This window comes from Citrobacter sp. A316, assembly GCF_002042945.1.
In the GTDB taxonomy this organism is placed as follows: Bacteria; Pseudomonadota; Gammaproteobacteria; order Enterobacterales; family Enterobacteriaceae; genus Citrobacter; species Citrobacter portucalensis.
Map to the genome: position 1 here is coordinate 57,666 of NZ_MVFZ01000020.1, position 19,595 is coordinate 77,260.

Annotated in this window: 21 protein-coding genes; 13 read left to right on the top strand and 8 right to left on the bottom strand. The window is 54.6% G+C overall.

Going from position 1 to position 19,595, the window contains the following annotated elements; genetic code table 11:
• Positions 1-117: 117 nt before the first annotated feature.
• The 6 genes from BZK41_RS21390 to BZK41_RS21415 form a co-directional block, all read right to left on the bottom strand.
• Positions 118-717: an SIS domain-containing protein gene (locus BZK41_RS21390; protein WP_079939496.1), complete on the bottom strand. Its 600-nt coding sequence runs from the start codon at positions 715-717 to the stop codon at positions 118-120.
• On the bottom strand, positions 714-2,351 hold the full coding sequence (locus BZK41_RS21395; RefSeq protein ID WP_079939497.1) for an FGGY-family carbohydrate kinase: 1,638 nt from the start codon (positions 2,349-2,351) through the stop codon (positions 714-716). The genes BZK41_RS21390 and BZK41_RS21395 overlap by 4 nt, the downstream gene beginning before the upstream one ends.
• A 17-nt stretch (positions 2,352-2,368) precedes the next feature.
• Positions 2,369-3,322, bottom strand: a complete 954-nt coding sequence (locus BZK41_RS21400; RefSeq protein ID WP_003037658.1) for an ABC transporter permease — start codon at positions 3,320-3,322, stop codon at positions 2,369-2,371.
• Position 3,323: 1 nt separating this feature from the next.
• The gene (locus BZK41_RS21405) at positions 3,324-4,313 is read right to left on the bottom strand and encodes an ABC transporter permease (RefSeq protein WP_079939498.1); all 990 of its coding nucleotides are present in this window, start codon (positions 4,311-4,313) and stop codon (positions 3,324-3,326) included.
• On the bottom strand, positions 4,306-5,814 hold the full coding sequence (locus tag BZK41_RS21410; RefSeq protein ID WP_079939499.1) for a sugar ABC transporter ATP-binding protein: 1,509 nt from the start codon (positions 5,812-5,814) through the stop codon (positions 4,306-4,308). The genes BZK41_RS21405 and BZK41_RS21410 overlap by 8 nt, the downstream gene beginning before the upstream one ends.
• A 103-nt stretch (positions 5,815-5,917) precedes the next feature.
• Positions 5,918-6,901 (bottom strand): autoinducer 2 ABC transporter substrate-binding protein, encoded by a 984-nt coding sequence (locus tag BZK41_RS21415; protein WP_003037665.1) that lies wholly within the window; start codon positions 6,899-6,901, stop codon positions 5,918-5,920.
• A 420-nt stretch (positions 6,902-7,321) separates the two neighbouring features.
• Between BZK41_RS21415 and BZK41_RS21420 the strand changes: the two genes are divergently transcribed.
• On the top strand, positions 7,322-7,960 hold the full coding sequence (locus tag BZK41_RS21420; protein WP_079939500.1) for a DUF1007 family protein: 639 nt from the start codon (positions 7,322-7,324) through the stop codon (positions 7,958-7,960).
• Positions 7,951-8,931, top strand: a complete 981-nt coding sequence (locus BZK41_RS21425) for a nickel/cobalt transporter (RefSeq protein WP_079939501.1) — start codon at positions 7,951-7,953, stop codon at positions 8,929-8,931. The genes BZK41_RS21420 and BZK41_RS21425 overlap by 10 nt, the downstream gene beginning before the upstream one ends.
• 70 nt (positions 8,932-9,001) lie before the next feature.
• On the opposite strand, the gene suhB is transcribed toward BZK41_RS21425, so the two are convergent.
• Positions 9,002-9,805 (bottom strand): inositol-1-monophosphatase, encoded by an 804-nt coding sequence (suhB, locus tag BZK41_RS21430; RefSeq protein WP_003037670.1) that lies wholly within the window; start codon positions 9,803-9,805, stop codon positions 9,002-9,004.
• A gap of 118 nt (positions 9,806-9,923) precedes the next feature.
• Between suhB and trmJ the strand changes: the two genes are divergently transcribed.
• The 11 genes from trmJ (at position 9,924) to sseB (ending at position 18,700) form a co-directional block, all read left to right on the top strand.
• Entirely contained in the window at positions 9,924-10,655 is a 732-nt protein-coding gene (trmJ, locus tag BZK41_RS21435) for a tRNA (cytosine(32)/uridine(32)-2'-O)-methyltransferase TrmJ (protein ID WP_079939502.1), read from the top strand.
• Positions 10,656-10,894: 239 nt separating this feature from the next.
• Positions 10,895-11,386 (top strand): Fe-S cluster assembly transcriptional regulator IscR, encoded by a 492-nt coding sequence (gene iscR, locus BZK41_RS21440; RefSeq protein ID WP_003037674.1) that lies wholly within the window; start codon positions 10,895-10,897, stop codon positions 11,384-11,386.
• Between the two features lie 112 nt (positions 11,387-11,498).
• Positions 11,499-12,713 carry a cysteine desulfurase gene (gene iscS, locus BZK41_RS21445; RefSeq protein ID WP_003835233.1) on the top strand — a complete coding sequence of 405 codons (1,215 nt, stop codon included), beginning with the start codon at positions 11,499-11,501 and terminating at the stop codon, positions 12,711-12,713.
• Between the two features lie 25 nt (positions 12,714-12,738).
• On the top strand, positions 12,739-13,125 hold the full coding sequence (gene iscU / locus BZK41_RS21450; RefSeq protein ID WP_002913991.1) for a Fe-S cluster assembly scaffold IscU: 387 nt from the start codon (positions 12,739-12,741) through the stop codon (positions 13,123-13,125).
• A 20-nt stretch (positions 13,126-13,145) separates the two neighbouring features.
• Positions 13,146-13,469: an iron-sulfur cluster assembly protein IscA gene (gene iscA / locus BZK41_RS21455; RefSeq protein WP_003835203.1), complete on the top strand. Its 324-nt coding sequence runs from the start codon at positions 13,146-13,148 to the stop codon at positions 13,467-13,469.
• Positions 13,470-13,577: 108 nt separating this feature from the next.
• Positions 13,578-14,093, top strand: coding sequence for a co-chaperone HscB (gene hscB, locus BZK41_RS21460; RefSeq protein ID WP_079939503.1), 516 nt, complete (start codon positions 13,578-13,580; stop codon positions 14,091-14,093).
• Positions 14,094-14,108: 15 nt separating this feature from the next.
• On the top strand, positions 14,109-15,959 hold the full coding sequence (gene hscA / locus BZK41_RS21465; protein WP_079939504.1) for a Fe-S protein assembly chaperone HscA: 1,851 nt from the start codon (positions 14,109-14,111) through the stop codon (positions 15,957-15,959).
• A gap of 1 nt (position 15,960) precedes the next feature.
• Complete coding sequence (gene fdx, locus BZK41_RS21470) at positions 15,961-16,296, top strand: ISC system 2Fe-2S type ferredoxin (protein ID WP_003037690.1); 336 nt, start codon at positions 15,961-15,963, stop codon at positions 16,294-16,296.
• An 11-nt stretch (positions 16,297-16,307) separates the two neighbouring features.
• Positions 16,308-16,508, top strand: a complete 201-nt coding sequence (gene iscX / locus BZK41_RS21475) for a Fe-S cluster assembly protein IscX (RefSeq protein WP_003037694.1) — start codon at positions 16,308-16,310, stop codon at positions 16,506-16,508.
• A 61-nt stretch (positions 16,509-16,569) separates the two neighbouring features.
• Positions 16,570-17,853 carry an aminopeptidase PepB gene (gene pepB / locus BZK41_RS21480; protein ID WP_005120412.1) on the top strand — a complete coding sequence of 428 codons (1,284 nt, stop codon included), beginning with the start codon at positions 16,570-16,572 and terminating at the stop codon, positions 17,851-17,853.
• 70 nt (positions 17,854-17,923) lie between these two features.
• Positions 17,924-18,700 (top strand): enhanced serine sensitivity protein SseB, encoded by a 777-nt coding sequence (sseB, locus tag BZK41_RS21485; protein WP_016157136.1) that lies wholly within the window; start codon positions 17,924-17,926, stop codon positions 18,698-18,700.
• Between the two features lie 43 nt (positions 18,701-18,743).
• On the opposite strand, the gene sseA is transcribed toward sseB, so the two are convergent.
• On the bottom strand, positions 18,744-19,589 hold the full coding sequence (sseA, locus tag BZK41_RS21490) for a 3-mercaptopyruvate sulfurtransferase (protein WP_079939505.1): 846 nt from the start codon (positions 19,587-19,589) through the stop codon (positions 18,744-18,746).
• Between the last annotated feature and the right edge of the window lie 6 nt (positions 19,590-19,595).

The window sequence follows — 19,595 nt, forward strand, 5'->3', positions numbered from 1 at the left end:
AAGCGATGCACATAAGGTGAACGGAAACTTATTCAGAGTAAAACGTTCTCCCTACATGTTGAACTGACCGCCATTACACTTGCAAATAGGGGGGGTTAAAAAGAGCGCTGTCTGGCGTTACTTACCACGGCTCAGCGTTAATCCCACATCACCGCCTGGATGCACAGACAACAGCGTCTCCTTCGAGTAACCGCTTTCGCTCATCAGGCAGGCGCAGGCGGCGTCAAAGATAGCCAGCACCAGTAAAATTGAGGTGGTGGCCAACATGTTGAGCGGGTCGGCCTCACGCTGGACGCCAGTGGAAATCACCAGCTTCGACGCTTTAGCAATGGCTGAATCGGCGTTTTCAGTCATGCTCAGGATGGGCACATTCCTCGCAGCCAGCCCGGGCAGCAGCCGGGTGAGTTCATCCGAATTGCCCCCACGCGACAGCATAATCACCAGGTCGTCGGCACGTAAAAAACCGAGATCGCCATGTGCCGCGTCCGTCGCGTTGAGGTAGATCGCCGGACGTTCAACGCACGCAAGCATATGCGCCACTTTACGCGCCGCAATGCCGGAGGTACCGACGCCGGTGACAACGATTTTCCCCTGACAGCCGCGCAGCTCCGCCATCAGCGACTGCCAGAGAGGTTCAGTCAGATGCTGCCCCAGACCCGCCAGGGCATCGCTATAGAGCTGAAATACGCCGGTAGCCTGAGACCAGGAGTTGCTCATGCGTCCTCCTGCATCAACTGGCGATATTTCATATGATCCTGATACATCTCGTGGAACACCCGATATTTGCGATCGTAGTACTGCTTAATGCGATTAGTCTGCGGTGTGACAGTTTTGCCAATTCGGCTCATCGCCGACATCGCTTCCGGGAAAGTTTCGAATACGCCCGCGGCGATAGTTCCCATCATGGCGCCACCCAGCAGCATGGCTTCGCTCTCTTCAGGCAGCAGCATGGCGCAGCCGGTGGCGTTGGCATGTTCCTGAACGAAGATCGGGTTTTTCGTCCCGCCGCCGCTGGCCATTATCGTATCGATGGTGTAGCCGCTTTGATTCATCGTTTCAATAATATGACGGGTTCCCAGCGCAATGGCCTGGATGGTCGCAAGGTACTGTAGTGCCATATCTTCCGGCGTACGTGACAGCTTCAAACCGGTGATTGCGCCCGTGAGCGTTGGGTTAGCGCGCGGCGAGCGGTTGCCGTGGAAATAGGGCAGGATGTGCATGTCGCGGGTTAAAAACGCGATATCTTCCGGCTCTCCGGCCATTTTACGCAGCAGCGCATTCAGCACTTCATAAATGGTTTGCCCCTGAGATTTAGCCTGCGTCAGCAGGGTTTCGTAGCAAGGATGCGACTGAATAACGTGGTCGATTAACGCCCCGGTTGCCGACTGCCCACCTTCGTTAAGCCAGTATTCTGGCAGTACGGCTGAGTAGTAAGGACCCCAGACGCCGCCGATAAAACGTGGCTCTTTGGAAATTGCCATGTGCCCGGTAGAGGTGCCGCCAATCAGCGCGATACGACGGTCAAAATCCGCCACCTCGCCGGAAACACCGCTTGCCCCGAGCGTGCCAAGGGTACCGGCGTGGGCATCGATGATCGAGACGCTGACCGCGGTCCCCGGAATCAGCCCCATTTCGCTGGCGGCGCGCGCAGACAGCCCGTGACCGAGCGGTTCGCCCATGGTTTTCACATAGCGACCAATTTTGGCAGCATCATGCTCCAGCAAATCTTCCAGCCCAATCTGGCGGAAATAGCTGGCATCCCATTTGTCTTCATGGCCCATATAGGTCCATTTGCACACCGTCGAACACAATGAGCGCGTGTCATCGCCCGTTGCGCGCCAGGTCAGGAAATCGGGCAGGTCAAAGTAGTAACCCGCATTGGCCCAGGTGTTGGGCATATGTTGCTTCAGCCACAGCAGTTTTGGCGTCTGCATTTCCGGGGAGATAATACCGCCAACGTAGTCCAGCACCCGATGATGCAGAGCGTTGATGCGTTCGGCCTGGGTAATGGCGCGGTGATCCATCCACACAATGATGTTCTGTTCGCTGCGCCCGGACGGGCTGATGGTCAGCGGTTTACCTTCTTTGTCCAGCACCACCAGTGAACAGGTCGCGTCAAAGCCCAGACCTTTCACCTGGATAGGGTTGATATCCGACTGGTTAATCGCATCGCGAACCGCGTTACACACTGCCTGCCAGATGTTATCGGAAGACTGCTCAACAAAATCGGCCTGCGGGCGGTAAATCTCGATGGCCCGACTGGCCTGGCCGACCATTCTGCCGTTGAGATCAAACACGCCAGCACGGGCGCTTCCGGTTCCGACATCCACACCAATAAAGTAACTTGCCATAATTTTTTCTCCTGAAATCAGGCTTTACGATTCTGTAATGCGATAAAGAGGATCAGCACCGCGCCCCACAGCGCCATCGTCAGATAGCTGCTGACCCCCAGCAAGTTAAGGCCGCTTTCCAGCATTTGCAGCACAATCAGTGCCAGCACCAGGCCGATAATGCGCCCGAAGCCGCCATCCGGGTTGATACCGCCGAGGACGGAGGCAAGGATGGTGACCAGCAGGTAGGACTCACCGTATCCGGCTTTAGCCGAGTTGAATTTCGCCATCATCAAAATGGCGGCGACCCAGCCGAGCAGGGCCGAAATCACGTACACCGAAATTTGTACCCGTACGGTATTCACGCCGCTGTAGCGGGTAGCCTGTTCATTGGAACCAACGAGATACAGGCTGCGCCCAAGCGTGGTATGTTCCAGCAGTACCCACAGCAGGATTGCCACCAGGAAAAAGAGCAGTAGCGCCACCGGAATACCGGCAATCGTGGCGTTACCAAGGTACTGAATGGCTGTCGGGAAACCGGAAATCACCGTCCCGTTGGAAAGCAGAATATTCAGCCCGGAGATAAGCGTCATCGTGCCGAGCGTGGCGAGAATAGGCGAGACCCCGACCCAGGCAATCAGCGCGCCGTTGAGCGTGCCGATGGCCACCGCCACGGCAGCGCCTGCCAGCAGCGCCAGTACCAGAAACAGCGGGTTATCCGGATGGGTGACGATAATCGCCGCCATCACCAGTGAGCAGGCGTTCGCCCCGGCAATAATCGACAGGTTAATGCCGCCGGTCAGCATGGTCATGCCCATCCCGAGGGCCAGCATGCCGAGGATTGGCAGCTGTGAGCCAATCGACTGGAAGTTAGCGACGCTGAAGAAACGACTGCCGAGCAGGGCCGAGAAAACCAGGGCGACGACCACAATAATCACGCATTGCAGACGAATGATGGCATCACCGGGTAAAAATCTGGCGATTGTTTTCATCTCAAAGCTCCCTTGCCAGTTTGCGTTTTTCGTTCCAGGCCGTGGCGCTGATGCTGACCAGGATAATGGCGCCGCTGAACACGGTGTGCCAGTAAGAGGAGACGCTGAGCAGCGTCAGACCATTTTGTAAGAAGGCCAGCAGAACCACGCCGAGCAGGGTCCCGGTCAATGTACCGCGCCCGCCGCTCATGCTGGTTCCGCCGAGTACTACCGCCGCCAGCACCGTCAGCTCAAAGCCGAGCAGCGAATTGGGCGCAACTGACTGGGTGATTTGCGCCTGAACCACGGCGGCAACGCCAGCCAGAATACCCATGTAGCCATAGACGTAGAAATGCAGCTTCAGCAGATTCAGCCCCAGGCGCGAGGCCGCGTCGCGGTTGCCGCCCATGGCGTAAACCTGACGGCCAAGACGGGTATAGTTCATCAGCACGGCGGTAAAGATGATCACCGCCGCCAGGCACAGCAGGGGCAGGGTCAAACCGTAGTCGTAGCCATCCGCCGCGGTGAAAGAGAACCAGTTAATGCCGTTCATAAACCAGTCCGGGAAGCCATACAGCCAGGTGCCTTTAGTGGTGTAAACCAGCAGGCCGTAGTAGACGTTCAGCGTGGCGATAGTAATGATGATTGCCGGAACGCGCAGCCAGTAGACCAGAAAACCGTTGATCAGCCCAAGCAGCAGGCCCACCGCAATCGCGATGATTAACGCCAGCGCGAAGTTGCCGCCGTGGCCGATAACCCAACTGGCCATTGCATACTGGGCAATGGCAGTCATCGCCGGAAATGAGATGTCGATCCCGCCGGAAATCAGCACCACAAACAGCCCGCAGGCAAGGATGCCGAGAATTGCGTAGCTGGTAGCCACATCCGTCAGGTTCCCCAAAGACAAGAACTCGTCGGTGCTGATGCTCAGCCCAACGGCAAGGGCTACAACCAGCAGGCCCAGCCAGAACTCATGTTGCCCGATTAAACGGGAGAGATGCATCTTACTCATTGATTACCTCGACCACTTCAGCAATCTCCTCTTCACGGCATTGATGAGGATTAAATTCCGCCACCAGCTTGCCGCGACGCATTACCAGCACGCGGTGGCTGTTGTAATACGCTTCCGGGATTTCATCGCAAATCATCAGCACCGCCATACCCTGTTCCGCCAAATCGCGGGCTATCTGGTAAATGCCCTCTTTGTTGGCGATATCCACGCCGACGGTAGGCGAGTCGAGGATCAGGATGCGGGGATTGGTCGCCACCCATTTGGCAATGGCGATACGCTGGGCATTACCACCGGAAAGGGTTTTGACCGGCAGGTGCGGATCGGACACTTTGATATTTAGTTCGCGGATTAAATCGGCGACCAGCTTTTGTGCTTTACGATGATCGAGCAAGCCGCTACCGGTGTGCAGTTGATCAAACACCGTGACGATGGTGTTGTCGTAGATCGACTGCTCCATGATCAGCCCCTGCGTCAGGCGATCTTCTGAGACATAGCCGATCCCGTGTTTGATGGCGTCATGGTTATTGCGCAGAGTAACCGGCTGGCCGTTAATGCGAATCTCGCCGCTTTCCGGGTGCGTCATACCAAACAGGCTCAGACAAAGCTCAGTGCGTCCGGCACCCAGCAGTCCGACAATGGAGACAATCTCGCCGCCGTGCAGCGACAGATTAATGTTCTGGTATTTACCTCTGCGGCTGAGGTTGTGCAGCTCAAGCAGAGGCTCTTGCTCAATCGCGGGCCTTTCCGGCAGCGGACTGTAGTAGAAGCGTTGTCCGGTCATCAGGAAGGCCAGCTCGTGGCTGTCGAGTTCGCTGGCAGGGTATGTGCCCACCAGTTTGCCGTCGCGCATTACGCTGATGCGGTCCGCCACTTCCATCACCTCATCCAGACGATGGCTGACAAACACGACGCAAATTCCGGCCGCTTTCAGTTCATTAACTACCCGCAGCAGGCCATTAACCTCCTGACGGGTTAGCGAGGCGGTGGGCTCGTCCATAATCACCAGACGCGCGTCGGCGGCTATCGCCCGGCAAATGGCGACCAGCTGTCGATCAGCAATTGAGAGTTTTTCAACTTTTTTATCGGGATCGATATTTACCCCGATACGTTTCATGGCTGCCAGCGCCTGCTGTTTCATGGCGCCACGACGCACCCAGATATCGCCACCAGGCAGATAGCGGTTGACGGCGATATTTTCTGCGACGCTAAAATTGGGGAACAACGACAGGTCCTGATAAATAACCTGAATGCCATAATGGGAAGAGAGCTGCGGCGTCAGGTGATGGAACAGTTTTCCGTCGAGTAAAATTTGCGCGCCTTTTTCCGGGTGATAAACCCCGGAGATCACTTTAATAATGGTACTTTTACCACAGCCGTTTTGACCCGCCAGACAGTGAACTTCGCCTTTTCTTAGCGTCAGATTCACGTTATCCAGCGCCAGCACGCCCGGGAATTGTTTGCTGATATTCTCAAGAGTGATAAATGCGGTGGTGTCTGCCATGGACAATACCCCTGCGCGCGTCCGGGGGGACGCTGAGTGTTAGTTTGGTTGATAGCGCCGACCAGACGGTCGGCGTTAAGGTTCCCTGGTGTTGGCTAAAGCCTTAGAAACCAAGTGATTGTGCGTTGTCTTTGGTGACTTCGAGGATCTTGTTAAAGCGGATCACTTTCTTCTCCGTGTCGATATCGGCTTTCCCTAAACCATCGATACTCAGATCGGCGTTCACTTCTTTGCCCTGCAACAGCTGATCGGCAACTGTTACCAGCGCGTAGCCCGCATCTTTTGGATCCCACAGCAGCGCTTTTTTGATATCACCGCGCATCAGATAAGGCGCAGCCTGTGCTGGCATGGCGATCCCGACGACGGCGATCTTATCTTTGGCGCGTTTTTTCTGCACAGCCTGACCTGCACCGATTGGACCCAGTGAACCGAAGCCGATAATGCCCTTCATCTGCGGGTAAGTTTTCATCAGATCCAGCGTTGTGGCGTAGGATTTATCGATGCTTTCCGCGACCGGCAGACGTGAAGTGACCTCGAACATTTCCGGATATTTTTCTTTCTGGTACTTAATTGCATAATCCGCCCACGCGTTATGCAGTGGGACCGTCAGCGAACCAACATAGATGGCATATCCGCCTTTGCCGCCCATATTTTTCGCTAACTCATCGACGTTGGCCTGGGCGTATTTTTCACTGTCGATGGTTTCGATATCCCACTGGCCAATTTGCTCATCCGGGGATTCGTGCGTCAGCACCACGATGCCTTTATCGCGCGCTTTTTTCAGTACCGGCTCAAGGACCTTGGCATCATTCGGCACCACGATGATCGCATTAACGTTTTTGGCGATCAGATCCTCAATCACTTTCACCTGCTGCGCCGGGTCCGGCGTTGAAGGCCCGGTCTGGTAAGCATTCACATCCAGTTTTTTTGCTGCTTCATTTACGCCGGTTTCCATCCGGTTAAACCATGGGATCCCGGTGACTTTGGCAACCACAGCAATTTCATATTTTTCCGCCGCAAAGGACGTGCCGGACAACATGCATGCAGAAACCAGGGTTGCGCTGAGTAATGCGAGTTTGAATTTCATAGTTGTACCTTTCGTAGGGGGCAGGACATGTCACGGCGTGAAGTTAACAATGAATGGAAGAGGGAATGAATCATAAGTTTTACGAATGTGATCTACGCCCATTATTGTGAATTTATGGAAATAAAATGGTTAACAATTAGTTAAATTTGCATGGTTTTACATTTAAGTGTTCAAATTTATTGTTAATTAAATATTAAAATGAAACTATAAATTAACATTTTATTATCATTTGACTTAAGTTGTGACGCTGAAAAGGTGTTTGGGTGGAATTTCCCGAAGAAGAAATTATCGAAATTGAGAACTGAATCGATACCGGAAAAGGGTACTCAATATTTTTTCGTTCAATGGTATCCTCAGCACTCTTTCGCCAAACCCGGCATCATTATTTGTGGCGGTGTGGATTTTCATCGTGGAGAACTCATGCAAGGCGTTAAACGTATCATTATCACGTTGTTTCTCGCTGTCCTGTCCTTTGGCGCAGGCGCGCATCCCCACAGCTTTATCCATCTGAAAACTGAGATAGTGAGCGAGAATGACCAGTTCGTCGCGCTGAAAATGCGCTGGACGATGGATGAAATTACCTCGGCGGATCTGCTTTACGATGCGGGGAATGCCAAGCCTGGTGATGAGATCTGGAAGAAACTGGCGGCGGAAGTGATGGCCAACGTTCTCGGACAGCACTACTTCACCGAAGTGTGGCACGACGGGCAAAAGGTAAAGTTTAAAAACAGACCGACGGAATATGGCATGGAGCGTGAGGAACATCAGGCGGTGCTGACGTTCGTTCTACCTCTGGCCGAAGCTCAGCCGCTGAGTGGTCAAAAATATACCCTTTCAACCTTCGACCCGACCTACTACGTTGATATGAGCTATGACAAAGACAGCGACGCCAGGCTGGGGCAGGCCATAAGCCAGAAATGCCGTATTTCAGTACATACGCCGACGCCGAATGAACAAACGCTGAGCTTTGCGCAGTCGCTGGATAAAGAAGACGCCCCGCCGGAGGATATGGAGTTGGGTAAACAATTTGCACAGACGGTGACGCTGCAATGTCAGTAGTTTATCAACAACGCGCAGCCAGACGTCGCTGGCTGACGCTATGGCCGCTGGCGGTGTTTTTGCTGCTGGCGGCAGGCGGCATACTGTGGTTATGGCAGGCCTGGCCACAGGTGATGATGAAAAGTGTCGTCTGGCAGCGCGATGTTAATCAACAGATGAGTGGATTGCTGAAAGCGGTTGCCGCCAGTCCGACCCAGGCCGGGGGATCGCTGTTGTTGTTTAGTTTTCTCTACGGCGTTCTTCATGCGCTGGGGCCGGGACATGGAAAAATCGTCATTACTACCTGGCTGGCAACGCATCCCTCGAAGCTGAAGTCGAGTATTGGTCTGACGCTGGCCTCATCTTTATTGCAGGGGTTGGTCGCCATCGGGCTGGTGGTTGTAGTACTCACAGTCTTGCAATTGCCTGCACGACAGTTACATATGAGTAGCTTCTGGCTGGAGAAAGGGAGTTATGCGCTGGTTGGTGTGTTGGGCGTTTTATTGTGCGTCCGTGCGCTGAAGAAATTGCGCCAGCTGCTGCGTCGCCCGAAATTCACCGCCTTTACGCCGCACCATGTGCATCACGAGGGTTGCGGCTGCGGGCATCAGCATTTGCCCAATCCTGAACAGTTGCAAAGCGGGGATGACTGGCGCGCCCGGCTGATGATCGTTTTGTCTATGGGGATGCGGCCGTGCTCGGGGGCAATCATGGTCTTACTGTTTAGCAAAGTGATTGGCGTTTTTAGCTGGGGTATGGCGTCAGCGCTGGCGATGGCGGCAGGAACCTCTTTGACGATTACGTCACTGGCTCTGCTGGTGCACAGTTTCCGCTCGCTGGCGGTGAAACTTAGCGGGCATAAAGCGCCGGTGCTGTGGCGACAGATTGGCTGGACGACGCTGGCGTTAGCCGGTGGTGCAGTGCTGATTGCTGCTGCGGCAGTGATGTGGATGAGCGCGGTGCCGGTGGGGCGGGGGATAAGACCGTTTTAGGTCAGAGCTGTATAGTATGAATTGTAGGCCGGATAAGACGCGAAAGCGTCGCATCCGGCACCACAGCTGATTAACGCTTCAGCGCGTCGCTCAGTTCGTCACGCATGTTAGCCAGCATAGCTTTAACTACGCGCGGGTTACCTGCAACGATGTTGCCGGTCGCCAGGTAGTTATGGCCGCCGGTGAAGTCGCAAACCAGTGCGCCAGCTTCACGAGCAATCAACTCGCCCGCTGCGAAATCCCATGGTTTCAGACCGATTTCGAAGTAACCGTCAACGCGCGCAGCGGCAACGTATGCCAGATCCAGCGCAGCAGAACCGGTACGGCGGAAGTCAGCACACTCGGTGAACATCTTGCCAAGAATCTTCATGTAAGAAGCGGCGTGCTGTTTGGCTTTGAACGGGAAACCGGTGGCGATGATGGTGCCGTCCAGATCGCGGGCGGTGCTGCCACGCAGACGGTAGCCGTTCAGCTGTGCGCCCTGGCCGCGAGTTGCGGTGAACAGTTCATTACGCATTGGATCGTAAACAACGGCGACTTCAGTACGGCCTTTAATGCGTACTGCGATGGAAACCGCGAAGTGCGGCAGACGTTTTACGAAGTTGGTGGTGCCATCCAGTGGATCGATAACCCATTGAACATCCTGATCTTCACCAGCGTGTTCACCGCTTTCTTCGGTGATGATGGTGTGCTGTGGGTAAGATTTGCGAATTGTTTCGATAATAATCGCTTCGGCGGCTTTATCGACGTTAGTCACGAAATCATTGCTGCCTTTCTGGCTGGTTTCTACAGAGTCTGGTGTTTCGTAGTGTTTGGCAATTACATTACCCGCCTTGCGCGCTGCGCGCACGGCGATGGTCAGCATCGGATGCATCGGTCTCTCTCACTGGATGTTAAAGAACGGGAAAACGGCGCAGAGTATAGCAGCGAGTTCGGAATATGTCTTCGTTTTATGGTAATATGCCCGAATAATCTTTAGCCGAAGAAATACAATGCTGCAAAATATTCGAATCGTGCTGGTGGAAACCTCTCACACTGGCAACATGGGCTCTGTAGCCCGCGCAATGAAAACCATGGGTTTAACCAATCTGTGGCTGGTAAATCCACTGGTTAAACCGGACTCACAGGCCATCGCTCTGGCAGCGGGTGCCAGTGATGTGATCGGTAGCGCGCAGATCGTCGATACGCTCGATGAAGCGCTGGCGGGCTGTAGCCTGGTGGTAGGCACCAGCGCGCGTTCCCGTACGCTGCCGTGGCCGATGCTGGATCCGCGTGAATGCGGTTTAAAAAGCGTCTCTGAAGCGACGAACTCGCCGGTGGCGCTGGTGTTTGGCCGCGAACGCGTTGGCCTGACCAACGAAGAGTTGCAGAAGTGTCATTATCACGTCGCTATTGCCGCGAACCCGGAATACAGTTCGCTCAACCTGGCGATGGCGGTGCAGGTTATCTCTTATGAAGTGCGCATGGCCTGGCTGGCAACGCAGGAAAGCGACAAGGCAGCAGAATACGAAGAAGCTGAGTATCCGCTGGTCGATGATTTAGAGCGTTTTTACGGTCATCTGGAGCAAACGCTGCTGTCGACCGGGTTTATCCGTGAAGGGCACCCGGGACAGGTGATGAATAAGCTGCGCCGTTTGTTCACGCGCGCGCGTCCTGAGAGCCAGGAGCTGAACATCCTGCGCGGGATTTTAGCTTCAATCGAGCAGCAGAATAAAAGCAAGTAACTGTACTAATGCCGGATGCGCTTCGCTTATCCGGCCTACAGGCCGCACGATTCGTAGGCCGGATAAGCGAAGCGCATCCGGCAAGTGAAAATGGCACTGAAGGTTAAATACTTGACTAAATTAGTCAAGTAAATAGTTGACTGATTTAGTCGGGAATGTCAGACTTGCCCCTGCTATGCAATACCCCCATTTTACAATAAAAAACCCCGGGCAGGGGCGAGTTTGAGGCTAAGTAAGACATGAGACTGACATCAAAAGGGCGTTATGCCGTGACCGCAATGTTGGACGTTGCGCTCAACTCCGAAACGGGCCCGGTACCGTTGGCTGATATTTCTGAACGTCAGGGAATTTCCCTGTCATACCTGGAGCAGCTGTTTTCCCGTTTGCGTAAAAACGGTCTGGTTTCCAGCGTACGTGGACCAGGCGGCGGGTATCTGCTGGGTAAAGATGCCGGCAGCATCGCAGTAGGTGAAGTGATTAGCGCTGTTGACGAGTCTGTAGATGCGACCCGTTGCCAGGGTAAAGGCGGTTGTCAGGGCGGCGATAAATGCCTGACCCACGCGCTGTGGCGCGATCTGAGCGATCGTCTGACCGGTTTCCTCAACAACATTACGTTGGGCGAACTGGTGAATAATCAGGAAGTCCTGGATGTGTCTGGTCGCCAGCATACCCATGACGCTCCACGCACTAATCGTGCTCAAGACGCGATCGACGTTAAGTTACGCGCATAATAAAAGTATTTTAGAATCAGGCCGGGGTGCTACACACCCCGTTAACTCGGTCGTACATCCAGCCGGTTGCCTGATTCCTTGCATTGAAGCGATGTACGGAGTTTATAGAGCAATGAAATTACCGATCTATCTCGACTACTCCGCAACCACGCCGGTGGACCCGCGTGTTGCCGAGAAAATGATGCAGTGTCTGACCCTGGACGGAAACTTTGGTAACCCAGCGTCTCGTTCACACCGTTTCGGCTGGCAGGCTGAAGAGGCGGTAGATATCGCCCGTAACCAGATTGCCGACCTCGTGGGCGCTGACCCGCGTGAAATCGTATTTACTTCCGGTGCGACTGAATCCGATAACCTGGCGATTAAAGGTGCAGCCAACTTTTATCAGAAAAAAGGCAAGCACATCATCACCAGCAAAACCGAACACAAAGCCGTGCTGGACACCTGTCGTCAGCTGGAGCGCGAAGGGTTTGAAGTCACCTACCTCGCCCCGCAGCGTAACGGCATTATCGACCTGAAAGAACTTGAAGCGGCAATGCGTGACGACACCATCCTCGTGTCCATCATGCACGTGAACAACGAAATCGGCGTGGTGCAGGATATCGCGACTATCGGCGAAATGTGCCGTGCGCGCGGCATCATCTATCACGTTGATGCGACCCAGAGCGTGGGTAAACTGCCTATCGATCTGAGCCAACTGAAAGTTGACCTGATGTCCTTCTCTGGCCACAAAATTTATGGTCCGAAAGGTATCGGCGCGCTGTACGTTCGTCGTAAACCGCGTATTCGTATTGAAGCGCAGATGCACGGCGGCGGTCACGAGCGCGGTATGCGTTCCGGTACGCTGCCTGTGCACCAGATCGTCGGCATGGGTGAAGCATACCGTATCGCTAAAGAAGAGATGGAAACCGAGATGGCGCGCCTGCGCAGTCTGCGTAACCGTCTGTGGAACGGCGTGAAAGATATGGAAGAGGTGTACCTCAACGGTGACCTCGAGCAGGGCGCACCGAACATTCTCAACGTCAGCTTCAACTTTGTTGAAGGCGAGTCGCTGATTATGGCGCTGAAAGACCTGGCGGTATCCTCCGGTTCTGCATGTACTTCTGCAAGCCTGGAGCCATCCTACGTGCTGCGCGCGCTGGGGATGACCGACGAGCTGGCACACAGCTCAATTCGTTTCTCTTTAGGTCGTTTCACTACCGAAGAAGAGATTGACTACGCCATTAATCTGGTTCGCAACTCCATCGGCCGCCTGCGTGACCTTTCTCCGCTGTGGGAAATGTTCAAACAGGGCGTGGATCTGAACAGCATTGAATGGTCACATCACTAATCGGTACCGATAAGGAGAATTCAGCATGGCTTACAGCGAAAAAGTAATCGATCATTACGAGAATCCACGTAACGTGGGCTCTTTTGACAACAGCGACGAGAACGTGGGCAGCGGCATGGTGGGTGCACCGGCCTGTGGCGACGTGATGAAGTTGCAGATCAAAGTCAACAATGAGGGTATCATTGAAGACGCGCGTTTCAAGACTTACGGCTGCGGTTCCGCTATTGCTTCCAGCTCTCTGGTTACCGAATGGGTAAAAGGGAAATCTCTGGACGAAGCACAGGCGATTAAAAACACCGATATCGCTGATGAGCTTGAACTGCCACCGGTGAAAATTCACTGCTCTATTCTGGCTGAAGACGCGATTAAAGCCGCGATTGCGGATTACAAAAGCAAACGTGAAGCAAAATAATTAAGAGTTGAGGTTTTATTATGTCGATTACCTTAAGCGACAGTGCAGCAGCGCGTGTAAATACCTTCCTGGCAAACCGCGGTAAAGGGTTTGGTCTGCGTCTGGGCGTGAGAACCTCCGGCTGCTCAGGTATGGCCTATGTACTGGAATTTGTTGACGAGCCGGCGGCTGAAGATACCGTGTTTGAAGACAAAGGCGTAAAAGTCGTGATCGACGGTAAGAGCCTGCAATTCCTCGACGGTACGCAGTTAGACTTCGTCAAAGAAGGTCTGAACGAAGGGTTTAAGTTCACTAACCCGAACGTGAAAGACGAATGTGGATGCGGCGAAAGCTTCCACGTGTAACGCGCTTACTGATAACCCCACCGTGGTCGCCTGCGCGTGGGGTTTGTTTTACCTGACTCTCTGGTTTTGCCTCATCGAACAACAGAGAATCGATGCCCTGAGAATGTTATGGACTACTTCACCCTCTTTGGCTTACCGGCCCGTTATCAGCTCGATACTCAGGCGCTGAGCCTACGTTTTCAGGATCTACAACGTCAGTATCATCCTGATAAATTCGCCAGCGGTTCCCAGGCGGAACAACTTGCTGCGGTTTCGCAGTCCGCCACTATCAACCAGGCCTGGCAAACGCTGCGTCATCCTTTGATGCGCGCCGAATACTTATTGTCTTTACACGGCTTTGATATCCGCAACGAGCAGCACACGGTGCGCGATACCGCGTTCCTGATGGAGCAACTTGAGCTGCGTGAAGAGCTGGACGAGATTGAACAGGCAAAAGACAGTCAATGTTTAGATGCGTTTATGCAACGCGTCAGCGAAATGTATAACGTTCGCCATCAACTGATGGTGGAACAGCTGGATAGCGAGACGTGGGACGCAGCGGCAGATACCGTGCGTAAGCTGCGTTTTCTCGATAAACTGCGAAGCAGTGCAGAACAACTCGAAGAAAAACTGCTCGATTTTTAATTTCCGGAAGCGAAAATGGCCTTATTACAAATTAGTGAGCCTGGTCTGAGCGCCGCGCCGCACCAGCGTCGTCTGGCGGTAGGTATCGATTTAGGCACCACCAACTCCCTGGTTGCGACTGTACGCAGCGGCCAGGCCGAAACGCTGGCAGACCATGAAGGTCGCCACCTGTTGCCGTCAGTGGTTCACTATCAGCAGCAGGGCTACTCTGTCGGTTACGATGCCCGCGCCAATGCCGCGCTGGATACGGCAAACACCGTCAGCTCGGTAAAACGCATGATGGGCCGCTCTCTGGCGGATATCCAGGCGCGTTACCCGCATCTGCCATATACGTTCCAGGCGAGCGAAAACGGCCTGCCAATGATTGAAACCGCAGCCGGTTTGCTGAATCCGGTGCGTGTCTCCGCTGATATTTTGAAAGCGCTGGCCGCGCGGGCAACCGAATCGCTGTCCGGCGAACTGGACGGCGTAGTAATCACCGTTCCGGCTTACTTTGACGACGCACAGCGTCAGGGAACCAAAGACGCCGCGCGTCTGGCGGGCCTGCACGTATTGCGTCTGCTGAACGAACCGACCGCAGCGGCGATCGCGTATGGCCTGGACTCCGGTCAGGAAGGCGTAATTGCGGTCTACGACCTTGGCGGCGGTACGTTTGATATTTCTATTCTGCGTCTGAGTCGCGGCGTGTTCGAAGTGCTGGCGACCGGCGGTGATTCCGCGCTCGGCGGCGACGATTTTGACCATCTGCTGGCCGATTACATTCGCGAGCAGGCGGGCGTGGCCGATCGTAGCGATAACCGCGTACAGCGCGAACTGCTGGATGCCGCAATTGCAGCGAAAATCGCGCTTAGCGAAGCTGATTCTGTAACGGTTAACGTGGCGGGATGGCAGGGTGAAATCACCCGTGAAACCTTTAATGAACTCATTTCCGCACTGGTCAAGCGTACGCTGCTGGCCTGCCGTCGCGCGCTGAAAGATGCGGGCGTGGAGCCGCAAGATGTACTGGAAGTGGTGATGGTCGGTGGTTCAACGCGCGTGCCATTGGTGCGTGAACGCGTCGGTGAATTTTTTGGCCGTACGCCGCTGACCTCTATCGACCCGGACAAAGTGGTCGCAATCGGTGCGGCAATTCAGGCGGATATTCTGGTCGGGAATAAGCCGGACAGCGAAATGCTGCTGCTGGACGTTATCCCGCTGTCCCTGGGACTGGAAACCATGGGCGGTCTGGTGGAGAAAGTGATCCCGCGTAACACCACTATCCCGGTAGCGCGCGCGCAGGACTTTACCACCTTTAAAGATGGCCAAACCGCGATGTCCATTCACGTGATGCAAGGCGAGCGTGAACTGGTGCAGGACTGCCGTTCCCTGGCGCGTTTTGCGCTGCGCGGCATCCCGGCATTGCCAGCAGGCGGCGCGCATATTCGCGTGACCTTCCAGGTGGATGCCGATGGGCTGCTGAGCGTCACCGCCATGGAGAAATCCACCGGCGTTGAGTCCTCAATCCAGGTTAAACCGTCCTACGGTCTGACCGACAGTGAAATCGCCTCCATGATTCAGGATTCGATGAGTTTTGCCGAGCAGGACGTAAAAGCCCGTATGCTGGCAGAACAGAAAGTCGAAGCGGCACGCGTACTGGAGAGTTTATCTGGTGCGTTGAACGCTGATGCCGCGCTGTTAAGCGCCGCAGAACGTCAGGCTATCGACACCGCCGCCGCGCACTTGAGCGAGGTTGCACAGGGTGACGATGTTGACGCGATAGAGCAAGCCATTAAAAACGTAGACAAACAAACCCAGGAATTCGCTGCTCGCCGCATGGACAAATCCGTCCGTAGCGCGCTGAAAGGCCATTCCGTGGACGAGGTTTAATATGCCAAAGATTGTTATTTTGCCTCATCAGGATCTCTGTCCCGATGGCGCAGTTCTGGAAGCTGAGACCGGCGAAACCATTCTCGACGTTGCCCTGCGTAACGGGATCGAGATTGAACACGCCTGTGAAAAATCCTGTGCCTGCACTACCTGCCACTGCATCGTGCGTGAAGGTTTTGATTCTTTGCCGGAAAGCACAGAAGAAGAAGACGACATGCTGGATAAAGCCTGGGGACTGGAGCCGGAGAGCCGTTTAAGCTGTCAGGCTCGGGTAACCGAGGACGATTTAGTGGTCGAAATCCCACGTTACACAATCAATCATGCGCGTGAGCATTAACAGAGGGTAGTATGGGACTGAAGTGGACCGATAGCCGCGAAATCGGCGAGGCGTTGTACGACGCGTTCCCCGATCTCGATCCCAAGACCGTTCGTTTCACCGATCTGCATCAGTGGATCTGTGACCTGGAAGAGTTCGATGATGATCCTCAGGCATCGAACGAAAAAATCCTTGAGGCCATTTTGCTGGTCTGGCTGGACGAAGCCGAATAAGTCAACGGGCTGCCCACGGGTGGCCCGTTTTCCTGTATGCGCGAAAATAAGGATAAATAAAATGACAGAAGCCATGAAAATTACGCTTTCCACGCAACCCGCCGATGCCCGCTGGGGTGAAAAGGCGACATACAGCATTAATAATGACGGCATTACCCTGCACCTGAACGGAAAAGATGACCTCGGCCTTATCCAGCGTGCCGCGCGTAAAATCGACGGTCTGGGCATTAAACACGTTCAACTGGACGGTGAAGGCTGGGATACCGAACGTAGCTGGGCGTTCTGGCAGGGCTACAAGGGACCAAAAGGCACCCGCAAAGTTGAGTGGGCCGCCCTGGACGAAGCGCAGCGCAAAGAGCTGGATAACCGTCTGAAAATTATCGACTGGGTGCGCGATACCATTAACGCCCCGGCAGAAGAGCTGGGCCCGGAACAGCTGGCGCAGCGTGCTGTTGATCTGCTGTGCTCCGTCGCGTGCGATAACGTCTCTTACCGTATCACCAAAGGCGAAGATCTGCGCGAGCAGAACTACATGGGTCTGCATACCGTAGGCCGCGGCTCTGAACGTCCTCCGGTGCTGCTGGCGCTGGACTACAACCCAACAGGCGACAAAGAAGCCCCGGTTTATGCCTGCCTGGTTGGCAAAGGTATCACCTTTGACTCCGGTGGTTACAGCATCAAACAAAGCGCATTTATGGACTCAATGAAGTCCGACATGGGCGGTGCGGCAACCGTAACTGGCGCACTGGCATTTGCCATCACCCGTGGTCTGAACAAGCGCGTGAAACTGTATCTGTGCTGCGCGGATAACCTGATCAGCGGCAACGCCTTTAAGCTCGGCGACATCATTCACTATCGCAACGGTAAAAAAGTTGAAGTGATGAATACCGATGCCGAAGGGCGCCTGGTGCTGGCCGATGGTCTGATCGACGCCAGCGCGCAGAAACCGGAGCTGATTATTGATGCTGCCACGCTGACCGGCGCGGCGAAAACCGCGCTGGGCAACGATTACCACGCGCTGTTTAGCTTTGATGATCAACTGGCTGCTCGCCTGCTGGCAAGTGCGGCGCAGGAAAACGAACCGTTCTGGCGTTTGCCGCTGGCAGAGTTCCACCGTAGCCAGTTGCCGTCGAACTTTGCCGAGCTGAATAACACCGGCAGCGCGGCCTACCCGGCTGGCGCAAGCACCGCGGCGGGCTTCCTGTCCCATTTCGTGGAAAACTACCAGCAGGGCTGGCTGCACATCGACTGCTCTGCGACCTATCGCAAAGCGCCGGTTGAGCAGTGGTCTGCGGGTGCAACTGGTCTGGGTGTGCGCACTATCGCGAATCTGCTGACCGCATAATTTATTACTGTATTGCCGGATGGCGCTACGCTTATCCGGCCTACATGTATTCATCCAATTTGTGATACTTATGTCCGAAACAAAAAACGAATTAGAAACCTTGCTGGAACAAGCGGCGACAGAGCCTGCGCATCGTCCGGCATTTTTCCGTACTTTACTGGAATCCACCGTCTGGGTGCCGGGCACTGCCGCAGAAGGCGAGGCGGTGGTTGAAGATAGCGCTCTCGATCTGCAGCACTGGGAAAAAGAAGACGGCACGACCGTGATCCCGTTCTTCACTTCTCTGGAAGCCCTGCAGCAGGCGGTGGAAGATGAGCAAGCGTTCGTCGTTATGCCGGTGCGTACGTTGTTTGAAATGACGCTCGGCGAAACGCTGTTTCTCAACGCGAAACTGCCGACCGGCAAAGAGTTTATGCCGCGTGAAATCAGTCTGCTGATGGGGGAAGAAGGCAATCCTCTGAGTACTCAGGAAGTACTGGAAGGCGGTGAATCGCTGATCCTCTCTGAAGTCGCTGAACCTCCGGCGCAAATGATTGACTCGCTGACTACGCTGTTTAAAACCATTAAGCCGGTAAAACGCGCGTTTCTCTGCTCAATCAAAGAAAGTGCGGAAGCCCAGCCGAACCTGCTGATTGGTATTGAAGCCGAAGGTGATATTGAAGAGATCATTCACGCCGCGGGCAGCGTTGCGACCGATACGCTGCCGGGTGATGAACCTATTGATATCTGCCAGGTGAAAAAAGGCGAGAAGGGCGTGAGCCACTTTATCACTGAGCATATCGCGCCGTTCTACGAACGCCGCTGGGGCGGTTTCCTGCGCGACTTTAAACAGAACCGGATTATCTAAATAGTAGGCCGGATAAGCGAAGCGCTATCCGGCTTTTCCAGCTTTATAATTTCGGTTCTACCGGTAAATCGTTACGTGCTCCCCATTCGCTCCATGCGCCGTCATACAATGCGACGTCAGAAACGCCCAGCGTGGCAAGTGCCAGCACCACGACGGCAGCCGTTACGCCGGAGCCGCAGCTGGCAATAATAGGGCGGTCAAAGCTCACGCCGTGGCTGAAGAAAATAGCATCCAGTTCATCGGTAGTTTTCAGTTCGCCGTCACGAACCAGTTCTGTCCACGGTACGTTAAGCGCACCCGGCACATGGCCACGTTTCAGACCTGGACGCGGTTCGTCAACTTCGCCATTAAAACGTGCAGCCGGACGGGCATCGACGATCTGCGCCGTTTTTTCATGACTGGCCAGCAGTACATCGGTAACGCGCACTACTGCGTCAGGCGTAAAGGCCACGTTAAATTCACCTTCAGGTAAATCCTCATCGCCTTCCTTGAGCATTAGCTCATCGCGCTTCCAGCCTGCCAGACCGCCCGCCAGAATGGAGACATTTTCGACGCCAAATGTACGTAGCATCCACCATGCGCGTGGCGCGGAAAACAGATTACCGTCATCGTAGATAACCAGATGCTTATCCTGATCAACGCCCAGCTCGCGCATCGCAACGGCAAAGGCTTCCGGGCGCGGCATCATATGCGGTAGCGGTGAGGTATGATCGGAAAGCGCTTCAATATCAAAAAAGACTGCTCCAGGAATATGGCCCGCGCGATACTCCTCGCCAACATCGCGATCTTCCTGTCCTGGAGGTGCCATCCGGGCATCAAGAATTTGTATTTCCGGGTCGTCAATATGTTCGGCAAGCCAGTCGGCAGCGACAAAGAAGGCGGTGGTCATAGGCAT

Bases quoted from the DNA above. Each gene is read 5' to 3' on its own strand.
- hscA (WP_079939504.1), top strand. From the start codon at position 14,109: ATGGCCTTATTACAAATTAGTGAGCCTGGTCTGAGCGCCGCGCCGCAC.
- BZK41_RS21420 (WP_079939500.1), top strand. From the start codon at position 7,322: ATGCAAGGCGTTAAACGTATCATTATCACGTTGTTTCTCGCTGTCCTG.
- suhB (WP_003037670.1), bottom strand. From the start codon at position 9,805: ATGCATCCGATGCTGACCATCGCCGTGCGCGCAGCGCGCAAGGCGGGT.
- fdx (WP_003037690.1), top strand. From the start codon at position 15,961: ATGCCAAAGATTGTTATTTTGCCTCATCAGGATCTCTGTCCCGATGGC.
- BZK41_RS21395 (WP_079939497.1), bottom strand. From the start codon at position 2,351: ATGGCAAGTTACTTTATTGGTGTGGATGTCGGAACCGGAAGCGCCCGT.
- BZK41_RS21415 (WP_003037665.1), bottom strand. From the start codon at position 6,901: ATGAAATTCAAACTCGCATTACTCAGCGCAACCCTGGTTTCTGCATGC.
- BZK41_RS21410 (WP_079939499.1), bottom strand. From the start codon at position 5,814: ATGGCAGACACCACCGCATTTATCACTCTTGAGAATATCAGCAAACAA.
- BZK41_RS21425 (WP_079939501.1), top strand. From the start codon at position 7,951: ATGTCAGTAGTTTATCAACAACGCGCAGCCAGACGTCGCTGGCTGACG.
- iscS (WP_003835233.1), top strand. From the start codon at position 11,499: ATGAAATTACCGATCTATCTCGACTACTCCGCAACCACGCCGGTGGAC.
- BZK41_RS21405 (WP_079939498.1), bottom strand. From the start codon at position 4,313: ATGAGTAAGATGCATCTCTCCCGTTTAATCGGGCAACATGAGTTCTGG.
- sseA (WP_079939505.1), bottom strand. From the start codon at position 19,589: ATGACCACCGCCTTCTTTGTCGCTGCCGACTGGCTTGCCGAACATATT.
- trmJ (WP_079939502.1), top strand. From the start codon at position 9,924: ATGCTGCAAAATATTCGAATCGTGCTGGTGGAAACCTCTCACACTGGC.
- BZK41_RS21400 (WP_003037658.1), bottom strand. From the start codon at position 3,322: ATGAAAACAATCGCCAGATTTTTACCCGGTGATGCCATCATTCGTCTG.
- iscX (WP_003037694.1), top strand. From the start codon at position 16,308: ATGGGACTGAAGTGGACCGATAGCCGCGAAATCGGCGAGGCGTTGTAC.
- iscR (WP_003037674.1), top strand. From the start codon at position 10,895: ATGAGACTGACATCAAAAGGGCGTTATGCCGTGACCGCAATGTTGGAC.
- BZK41_RS21390 (WP_079939496.1), bottom strand. From the start codon at position 717: ATGAGCAACTCCTGGTCTCAGGCTACCGGCGTATTTCAGCTCTATAGC.
- sseB (WP_016157136.1), top strand. From the start codon at position 17,924: ATGTCCGAAACAAAAAACGAATTAGAAACCTTGCTGGAACAAGCGGCG.
- iscU (WP_002913991.1), top strand. From the start codon at position 12,739: ATGGCTTACAGCGAAAAAGTAATCGATCATTACGAGAATCCACGTAAC.
- pepB (WP_005120412.1), top strand. From the start codon at position 16,570: ATGACAGAAGCCATGAAAATTACGCTTTCCACGCAACCCGCCGATGCC.
- iscA (WP_003835203.1), top strand. From the start codon at position 13,146: ATGTCGATTACCTTAAGCGACAGTGCAGCAGCGCGTGTAAATACCTTC.
- hscB (WP_079939503.1), top strand. From the start codon at position 13,578: ATGGACTACTTCACCCTCTTTGGCTTACCGGCCCGTTATCAGCTCGAT.